This window comes from Amycolatopsis deserti, from assembly GCF_014653945.1.
In the GTDB taxonomy this organism is placed as follows: Bacteria; Actinomycetota; Actinomycetes; order Mycobacteriales; family Pseudonocardiaceae; genus Amycolatopsis_E; species Amycolatopsis_E deserti.
In genome coordinates this window covers 159,586-168,729 of the sequence record NZ_BNAU01000013.1, presented here as the reverse complement: position 1 = coordinate 168,729, position 9,144 = coordinate 159,586, and the positions used below count along the sequence as shown (strand labels likewise).

The window sequence follows — 9,144 nt, the reverse complement described above, 5'->3', positions numbered from 1 at the left end:
CCCGGCACTCATCGAACAACCGCCCCACCACGGCCCCGACGAAGCGCCACCACCTGCCCCCACGATCCGGCCTTGGCGCGGGCCGCCGGCCCCCACCGCCCGGCACGCATCGAACAACCGCCCCACCTCGCCCCGACGGAGCATCGCCACTTGCCCCCACGGTCCGGCCTTGACGCGGGCCGCCGGCCCCCACCGCCCGGCACACATCGAACAATCGCCTCACCTCGCCCCGGCGGAGCGCCGCCACTTGCCCCCGTCTCTCTGGTGGGGTGCCCAGCCCCACCACCCGGCCCGCATCCGGCAGCCACCCCGACTCGCCGGGCGCCGCACCTGCCGGCGCCGCCCGCGGCACCACTCCACCGTCCGGGCCGCCCCTGAAGCCCCCGGGCCCGGCACCACCTCATCCTCCGCCCGTCACTGGACCGGGGGACCTCCCTCCGCGCCCGTGCGCGCCGGTGCCAAGATGGCGATCTTGGGGGACGCGGCAGGGGGCCGCGCCGTGACTGGGGGACATGAATGGCCGCTCACCTGCGCGCGCACGGGAACCCGCTACGAGCCGACACCCGCCTGCGGTGGATCACCCGCGCCGCCGCCGCGCTGCTCCTCCTCACCGTGGTCGGCTGGGTGCTCCTCTTCCAGGGCTTTCTCGACCTGCACGTCTACCGCACCGGCGGCCTCGCCTGGCGCACCGGCGTCGGGCTGTACACGCCGGCCTTCGCGGCCATGGTGCCGGGCATGCCGCTGCCCTTCACCTATCCTCCGTTCGCCGCGATCCTGTTCGCACCCGTCGAACTCCTGCCCTGGCACGTGGCGAAGTTCGCGGTCAGCCTCGCCTCCGCGGCCGCCCTCGCCTTCACCACCACGCTCACCGCCCGCCGCCTCCTCGGCGACCGCGCGACCGCGAACGCCCTCGGCATGAGCGTCGCCGCCCTGTGGGCCCTCTTCGAACCCGCCCGGCAGACCATCGGCTTCGGCCAGATCAACCTGATCCTGATGGCCCTGGTCACCGCGGATTGCCTGCTCCCCCGCACCCGCTGGCCCCGCGGCCTGCTGGTCGGCGTTGCGGCGGCGATCAAGCTCACCCCGGCCGTTTTCGTGCTGTTGTTCCTCCTCCGCCGCCAATACCGGGCCGCTGCCACCGCCGTGGCCTCCTTCGCCGCCTGCGGGCTCGCCGGCCTGTTCCTCGCGCCCGACGACACCGCGCAGTACTGGCTGCACACCCTCTTCGACCCGGGACGCATCGGCGGCCTCGCCTACGCGTTCAACCAGAACATCCAGGCGATCCTCGTGCGCCTGCTGCCGGAGAACACGCTGCTCTGGGCCGTTCTCGCCGCCGCGGTCATGGCACTGGCCGCCGTCGCCGCGCGCCGGGCTCGCGACGACGTCACCGCCCTGCTCGCCATCGCCGCCGGCGGGCTGCTCGCCTCACCGGTGAGCTGGTCGCACCACTGGGTCTGGGTGCTGCCCGCCGCGGTCGCGGTGCTGGTCCGCGCCCCGCGTTGGAGCCCGGTGCTGCTCGTCTTCGCCGTCGGGCCGCACTCGTGGCTGCCGCAGACCCACGACCTGGAGATGCGCTGGACCTGGTGGCAGCACCTGCTCGGGTCCTCCTACGTGCTCGTTTCGGTGGCCGCCCTGGTGATCTTGGCCGGGAATTCCCGGTCCCTGCCGATCGTTGAACAACACGGCCGCCGGTTTCGCCCGTCCCGATCTGGCGACACCGGCGGCCCTGGTACCGGCACCGCCCGCCCGGTAGCGTCCGGGGAGACCGAGGACGTGATCGACACGGTGAGGTGAGACGGTGCCGTCCCTGCTCGTCGCGAACCGGGGCGAGATCGCCGTCCGGATCCTCGACACCGCCGCGGGGCTGGGCTTCCGCACCGTCGCCGTGTATCCCGTTGACGACGCCGACTGCGCTCACGTCACCCGCGCCGACCAAGCCGAACGCCTCGACGGCACCTACCTCGACGCCGCCGCGATCGTCGCCGCCGCGCAGCGCACCGGATGCGAGTTCCTGCACCCCGGCTACGGGTTCCTGTCCGAGAGCCCCGACCTCGCCCGCCGCTGCGCCGACGCCGGCATCCGCTTCGCCGGGCCCTCCCCGGAGGCCCTGGAACTGTTCGGCGACAAGACCCGGGCCCGTGCACGCGCCCGCGAGCTGGGCATTCCGGTGCTCGCGGGCACCGACGGCCCCACCGACCAGGCCACCGCCGAGGCGTTCTTCGCCGAGCACGGCGCCGTGATGGTCAAGGCGCTGGCCGGGGGCGGCGGACGCGGCATGCGCCCGGTGACCGACGCGGCCGACCTGCCCGCCGCGCTGCGCCGCTGCGCCTCCGAAGCCCAGGCCGCGTTCGGCGACGGCTCGGTCTACCTGGAACGGCTCCTCCCCCACGCCCGCCACATCGAGGTCCAGATCGCCGCCGACGGCGAAACCACGCTCGCGCTCGGCGACCGGGACTGCAGCCTCCAGCGCCGCCGCCAGAAGCTCATCGAAATCGCGCCCGCGGCACTGTCCGAAGTGCTCCGAAAGCGCTTGCACGAAGCCGCCACCCGGCTGATCGGGTCCACTGTGTACCGTGGGCTGGCCACTGTGGAATTCCTGGTCGACGGCGGCGAATTCGTGTTCCTGGAGGTGAATCCGCGGCTGCAGGTCGAGCACACCGTGACCGAGGAGGTCACCGGGCTCGACCTGGTCGAGATCGGACTCCGGCTCGCCGCGGGCGAGCCGCTGGACCTCGCCGTTCCCGAGCCGCGCGGCGTGGCGATCCAGGCCAGGGTCAACACCGAAACGGTCCGCCCGGACGGCACCGTGCTGCCCGGCGGCGGCACGCTCACCGCGTTCCAGCCGCCCACCGGCCGCGGCGTCCGCGTGGACACCCACGGCTACCCGGGCTACCCCGGCAACCCGCGCTACGACTCGCTGCTGGCCAAGGTGGTCGTGACCGGCCACGACCTCGCCGCGGCCGCCGCCCGGGCGCGCCGCGCCTTGAGGGAGTTCACCATCACCGGGCCGCCGACGAACCTCGCCCTGCTCCGCGCACTCCTGGCCGAGCCGCTCGGCGCGGTCGACACCACGTTCGTCGACCGCCGACTGCCGGACCTGGTGGACGAGATCACGGAACCGGCCGCCGCGCCGGGCACGGTCACCGCGCCACAGCAGGGCGTGGTCGTGCAGGTGTGCGTGGCCGAGGGCGAGACGGTGCCGGCCGGCGCGGAACTCGTCGTGCTCGAGGCGATGAAGATGGAACACGTGATCACCGCCGAGCGGGGCGGCGCGGTGCTCGGGGTCGCGGTCAAGCCCGGCGACACCGTCGCGGCCGGGGCGGTCCTGGTCACCCTGCGGGAGGACGGCGAGGTGACCGGCGCCGCCGAGGTGACGGAGGCCGACCTCGACCACATCCGGCCCGACCTCGCGGAAACCGTGGCCCGGCACGAGATCGGCCTGGACGCCGCGCGCCCGGACGCGGTGCGCAAGCGGCACTCCGCGGGGCAGCGGACCGCCCGCGAGAACGTCGAGGACCTGTGCGATCCCGGCAGCTTCACCGAGTACGGCGCGCTCGCGATCGCCGCGCAGCGCCGCCGCCGGGACCTCGGCGACCTGATCCGCCGCACGCCCGCCGACGGCCTGGTCACCGGCACCGCGACCGTCGGTGGGCGGCCGGTCGTGGTGCTCGCCTACGACTACACCGTCCTGGCCGGGACGCAGGGCGTGCACAACCACCGCAAGACCGACCGGATGCTGCGGCTCGCCCGGAACCGCGGCCTGCCCGTGGTGCTGTTCGCCGAGGGCGGCGGCGGTCGGCCGGGCGACACCGACACCTCCGCGGTCGCCCAGCTGGACGTGCCGACGTTCCGCATGGCCGCCCAGCTGGCCGGCGAGGTGCCCACGGTGGCGATCGTGTCCGGCTACTGCTTCGCCGGCAACGCGGCGCTGGCCGGGGTGTGTGACGTGGTCATCGCGACCGAGGGCAGTTCACTGGGCATGGGCGGGCCGGCGATGATCGAGGGCGGCGGGCTGGGTGTGGTCGCGCCCGGCGACGTCGGGCCGATGCCGGTGCAGTACGCCAACGGGGTGGTGGACGTGCTGGTGGCCGACGAGGCCGAGGCGGTCGACGTGGCCCGGCGTTACCTGTCCTACTTCGCCGGTCCGTCCGAGGTCGGGGAGCCGCACGACCAGCGCCGGCTGCGGAACCTGGTGCCGGAGAGCCGGGTCCGCGTCTACGACGTGCGGCCGGTGCTGTCCACAGTGGCCGATCCGGGCAGTCTGCTCGAGCTGCGCGCCGGGTTCGGGACCGGTGTGATCACCGCGCTGGCCCGGATCGGCGGGATCGGAGTGGGTGTGCTGGCGAACAACCCGGCCCACCTCGGCGGCGCGATCGACGGTGACGCCTCCGACAAGGCGGCGCGGTTTCTGAACCTGTGCCGCGCGCACGGTCTGCCGGTGGTGTCGTTTGTGGACACGCCGGGGTTCATGGTGGGACCGGAAGCGGAGAAGACGGCGACGGTGCGGCGGTTCGGCGACCTGTTCGTCGCCGGGGCGCGGCTGACTTCGCCGCTGGTCGCGGTGGTGCTGCGCAAGGCCTACGGCCTGGGCGCGATGGCGATGACCGGCGGCTCGCTGCACGCGCCCGCGCTGACCGTGGCGTGGCCGACCGGCGAGTTCGGCGGCATGGGCCTGGAGGGCGCGGTGCGGCTGGGGTTCCGCAAGGAGCTGGCGGCGATCGCCGACCCGGAGGCCCGCCACGCCCGCTACCTCGAGCTGGTCGCCGAGTACTACGAGCGCGGCAAGGCCCTGAGCACGGCGACGGTCTTCGAGATCGACGACGTGATCGACCCGGCCGCGACGCGGGACCTCGTCATCCGCACGCTCACCGCGGCCGGCTGACTCGCCCGGCGCGGGGTCAGGACGAAGCTTCAGCCTCCAGCAGGAAGAGCGGGATGTGGCGGTCGGTCTTGTTCTGCCACTGGACATACGTCGGCCAGATCGCGACGGCGTACTCCCACCACTCGCGACGCTCTTGGCCGTCGAGCTCGCGGGCGACGTAGGTCTTCTTGACCGCGCCGTCCTGCAGCTCGACCGTCGGGTGGGCGCGGATGTTGGCGACCCAGCCCGGATTCGCGCGGCGGCCGCCGTTGGACGCCACCGCGAGGTACTTCCCGCCCTGCTCGATCCGCATGAGCGGCGACTTGCGGATCTTGCCGGTCTTGGCGCCGACGGTGGTGACCACGACGATCGGGGCCCCGCCGGGCTCGTTGAGGTTGGCCTCGCCGCCGGAGGCCTCGAAGGTCTCGACCGCCTCGCGGACCCAGTCCGTCGGACTCGGCGCGTACTCCCGTTCGAAGTGATCACTCACGCCCGGCACAAGGCACCCAGCGAGGGCGATATTCCCGGGACGGCGACCGCACGCCGCGCCGCGAGCAGCGGTGCGGCGCCGAAGCGGCCGGCGGGGTGATCGGAGCGGCGGCGAAGCGGCCGGCGCCCAGCCGGCGCCCGCATCGATGCGGCGCTGATCCAGCCCGCGAGGGCGGTGCAGCGGCGAAGCGGCCCGCGAGCGCGGTACGGCGACGAACCGGCCCGCGAGCGCGGTGCGGCGGCGAAGCGGCCGACGCCCGGCCGGCGCGCATCGATGCGGCGCTGATCCGGCCCGCTAGGGCGGTGCAGCGGCGAAGCGGCCCGCGAGGGCGGTGCACGCATCGATGCGGCGGTGATGGCGCCTCTGCCCAACCAGCGCGACCGCTACGGCCGGTCGGCGAGACCACTGCTGCCGGGCGGCGGGACCACCGCGGCAGCTGCGGATCGCCACCACCAGCCCACGACGCCCTACCAGCGGTGGTGCGCCTGCGCCCGGATCCGCCGGTCGTACAGCTCCCGCACCGCCGCCAGCGTGGACTCCGGCAGCGCCTCCAACGCGGCCGCCGCCGCGTTCGCTCGCACCCGCTCCGGTGAGCGGGCCGCCGACAGGCGCCGGGCGCTGGTGCGGGGCCTGTCGGCGCGCCGGGCCATCGGACAGCGGTAATCGCGCACGCCCTTGGCCGACGCGACCCCGCCTGGCTAGACACCGCAGCCCTACCAGCGATCGTGCACCTGCGCCCGGATCCGCCGGTCGTACAGCTCCCGCACCGCCGCCAGCGTGGACTCCGGCAGCGCCTCCAACGCGGCCGCCGCCGCGTTCGCTCGTGCCTGCTCCGCCGAGCGCGCTCCCGGGATGACCGACGTGACGCCCGGCTGCTGGATGATCCACCGCAACGCCGTCTGCGCGGGCGTCGCCCCGGCGGGGGCCAGCGCGGAGAACTCCGCCGCCGCCTCCACGCCCGTCGCGAAGTCCACCCCGCTGAACGTCTCCCCCTGGTCGAACGCCTCGCCGTGCCGGTTGAACGTGCGGTGGTCGTCGGCAGCGAACACCGTCTCCTTCGTGTAGCGGCCGGACAGCAGGCCGGACGCGAGCGGCACCCGCGCGATGATCCCCACCCCAGCCTCCGCCGCCGCAGGCAGCACCCGTTCGAGTGGCTTGAGCCGGAAGGGGTTGAGGATGATCTGCACGCTCGCCGTGCCCGGGCGGGCGATCGCGGTCAGCGCCTCCGCGCACGTCTCGACGCTCACCCCGTACGCCGCGATCCGCTCCTCCGCCACCAGCGTGTCCAGCGCGTCGAACACCGCGTCGCTGGAGTACACCGCCGTCGGCGGGCAGTGCAGCTGCACCAGGTCCAGCACGTCGACCCCCAGGTTGGCCCGCGACCGGTCGGTCCAGGCCCGGAAGTTGTCCAGCGTGTACTCACCCGGGTCCAGCGGCGCGCGGCGGCCCATCTTGGTCGCCACGAACACGTCCGGGTGGTCCTTCAGGAACCGCCCGATGATCTGCTCGCTACGGCCGTCGCCGTAGACGTCGGCGGTGTCGAAGAACGTGACACCAGCCGACACCGCGGCGTCCAGCACCGACAGCGCCTCCGCTTCGTCGACCTCGCCCCAGTCCGCGCCCAGCTGCCACGTGCCGAGCCCGACCACCGACACCGCACGGCCGGTCCGGCCGAGAACCCGTTGTTCCATGCCGCCGATCCTAGGCGGACCCACCGACAATCCCGGGCACCCGCCGGAACCGCCCAGGAGATCACAAAACCCCCACACGCCCGCCCATAAACTGGACCGGGTGACCGCCTCCACCCCGGCCCCCACGCGCATCCCGCGGATCCTGGCACTGGTCTGCCTCATCGCGATCGCCGGCGGCGCCGCGCTCGTGCTGCTGCTGCAGTTCCTCCCGCCCACCGACCAGATCAGCCCGGTGCGCCGCACGATCAGCGAGTACGCCCTGAGCACCAACAAGTGGATCTTCGACATCGCGGTGCTGCTGATCGCCGTCGGCTCCGCGGTGCTGTTCGCCGCGCACGTGCTGATGCGGGCGCTGCCGGTCCGCTCGGCCGCGGTGCTACTCGGTGCACTGTGGACGGTCAGCCTGCTCGTGGTGGTCGCCTTCCCCAAGACCGACTGGTCCGTCGGGCCGAGCCTGGGCGGCGTCGTGCACCGCTACGCGAGCGTCGTCGGGTTCGTGTGCCTGCCGGTCGGGCTGCTGTTCGCCGCGCGCCGCATCTTCCCGGACTCGCCGGGCTGGCGCTGGGCGGCCCGCGCACTGGCGATCGTCTCGCTCGCCTGGTTCGGGCTCATCCTGGGCGCGGTCGGTTACATGCTGGCCGGCGGCGGCCCGTGGTGGCACACCATCCCGCTTGGCCTGGTCGAGCGGCTGCTCGCGGCCACCGAACTGCTCGCGCTCGCCACGCTGGCCGTCCCGTTACTACGATCGAACCGAGCCGGGGTGACCCAGGTCACTTAGGCGCTCCGGGTCGGAGGCGAGTAACTTTCTAAGCGCTCGCTTACCGACGTGCTCAACGACGAGGAGGAGTTCCCGTGACCGAGTCCCACTCCCGGGTCGCCATCGTGACCGGCGCCGGCCGAGGCATCGGCGCCGCTGTCGCGCGCAAGCTGGCCTCGGACGGTTTCGCCGTCGCACTGCTGGACCTCAACGAGGAATCCGTGAAGCAGGGCGCCGAGGACATCGCCGCCGCCGGCGGCAAGGCCATCGGGGTCGCGCTCGACGTCAGCAACACCGAGCAGGTCGAGGCCGCCGTCGCCCGGGTCGCCGAGGAGCTGGGCCCGCCGACCGTGCTGGTCAACAACGCCGGCATCACCCGGGACAACCTGATCTTCAAGATGACCGACGAGGACTGGGACTCGGTCATGAACGTGCACCTCAAGGGCTCGTTCCTGATGACCCGGGCGGTCCAGAAGCACATGACCGAGCAGCGCTGGGGCCGGATCGTGAACCTGTCCAGCACCTCGGCGCTGGGCAACCGCGGCCAGGTCAACTACTCCGCGGCCAAGGCCGGCATGCAGGGCTTCACCAAGACCCTGGCCATCGAGCTGGGCAAGTTCGGCGTCACCGCCAACGCGATCGCGCCGGGCTTCATCGAGACCGACATGACCGCCGCCACCGCGGAGCGCCTGGGCGTGCCGTTCGAGGACTTCAAGGCGTTCGCGGCCAAGGAGATCCCGGTGCAGCGCGTCGGCAAGCCCGAGGACATCGCCAACACCGTCTCGTTCCTGGTCAGCGAGGGCGCCGGGTTCGTCTCCGGCCAGGTCATCTACGTCGCCGGCGGACCGAAGGACTGACATCATGCGCATCTTCAACGGGCTGGACGAGTTCACCGCCGCCGTCGGGCAGCAGCTAGGCACCAGCGACTGGCACACCGTCACACAGGAGCAGGTCAACACCTTCGCCGACGCCACCGGCGACCACCAGTGGATCCACGTGGACGTCGAGAAGGCCAAGCAGGGCCCGTTCGGCGGCCCGATCGCGCACGGCTTTCTGACGCTGTCGGTGCTGCCGCTGCTGTCGGCGGCCACCTACCGCGTGGACGGGCTGAAGATGGGGATCAACTACGGCCTGAACAAGGTCCGGTTCCCGCAGCCGGTCAAGGTCGGCTCGAAGATCCGCGGTGTCGCCGAGCTGGCCGAGGTCACCGACGTGCCGGGCGGCAAGCAGGTGGTGACGCGGTGGACCATCGAGATCGACGGCGAGGCCAAGCCGGCGTGCGTCGCCGAGTGGGTGACGCGCCTGATCGCCTGAGACGCGAGCCCGCCTCCGGGCGGGCTTCCGC

At 73.1% G+C, this 9,144-nt stretch carries 8 protein-coding genes; 5 read left to right on the top strand and 3 right to left on the bottom strand.

Features of this window, described 5'->3' with window-relative positions; all coding sequences use genetic code 11:
- Window positions 1-516: 516 nt before the first annotated feature.
- Window positions 517-1,794 (top strand): glycosyltransferase 87 family protein, encoded by a 1,278-nt coding sequence (locus tag IE290_RS36485; protein WP_191249319.1) that lies wholly within the window; start codon window positions 517-519, stop codon window positions 1,792-1,794.
- 4 nt (window positions 1,795-1,798) lie between these two features.
- Window positions 1,799-4,882 carry an acetyl-CoA carboxylase family protein gene (locus IE290_RS36480; RefSeq protein WP_191249318.1) on the top strand — a complete coding sequence of 1,028 codons (3,084 nt, stop codon included), beginning with the start codon at window positions 1,799-1,801 and terminating at the stop codon, window positions 4,880-4,882.
- A gap of 16 nt (window positions 4,883-4,898) precedes the next feature.
- Here IE290_RS36480 and IE290_RS36475 read toward each other — a convergent pair whose 3' ends face one another.
- The 3 genes from IE290_RS36475 to IE290_RS36465 form a co-directional block, all read right to left on the bottom strand.
- Window positions 4,899-5,351 (bottom strand): nitroreductase family deazaflavin-dependent oxidoreductase, encoded by a 453-nt coding sequence (locus IE290_RS36475; RefSeq protein WP_191249317.1) that lies wholly within the window; start codon window positions 5,349-5,351, stop codon window positions 4,899-4,901.
- A 467-nt stretch (window positions 5,352-5,818) separates the two neighbouring features.
- The gene (locus tag IE290_RS36470; protein ID WP_229874921.1) at window positions 5,819-6,001 is read right to left on the bottom strand and encodes a hypothetical protein; all 183 of its coding nucleotides are present in this window, start codon (window positions 5,999-6,001) and stop codon (window positions 5,819-5,821) included.
- 63 nt (window positions 6,002-6,064) lie between these two features.
- Entirely contained in the window at window positions 6,065-7,042 is a 978-nt protein-coding gene (locus IE290_RS36465; RefSeq protein WP_191249316.1) for an aldo/keto reductase, read from the bottom strand.
- Window positions 7,043-7,142: 100 nt separating this feature from the next.
- Here IE290_RS36465 and IE290_RS36460 point away from each other — a divergent pair, with 100 nt between their 5' ends.
- The 3 genes from IE290_RS36460 to IE290_RS36450 all read left to right on the top strand — a co-directional run bounded on the left by IE290_RS36460 (window position 7,143) and on the right by IE290_RS36450 (window position 9,113).
- A complete protein-coding gene (locus IE290_RS36460) occupies window positions 7,143-7,820 on the top strand; it encodes a DUF998 domain-containing protein (RefSeq protein WP_191249315.1) in 678 nt (225 codons plus the stop codon).
- Between the two features lie 74 nt (window positions 7,821-7,894).
- Window positions 7,895-8,656, top strand: coding sequence for a beta-ketoacyl-ACP reductase (locus IE290_RS36455; protein ID WP_191249314.1), 762 nt, complete (start codon window positions 7,895-7,897; stop codon window positions 8,654-8,656).
- A gap of 4 nt (window positions 8,657-8,660) precedes the next feature.
- On the top strand, window positions 8,661-9,113 hold the full coding sequence (locus tag IE290_RS36450; RefSeq protein WP_191249313.1) for a MaoC family dehydratase: 453 nt from the start codon (window positions 8,661-8,663) through the stop codon (window positions 9,111-9,113).
- Window positions 9,114-9,144: the final 31 nt, after the last annotated feature.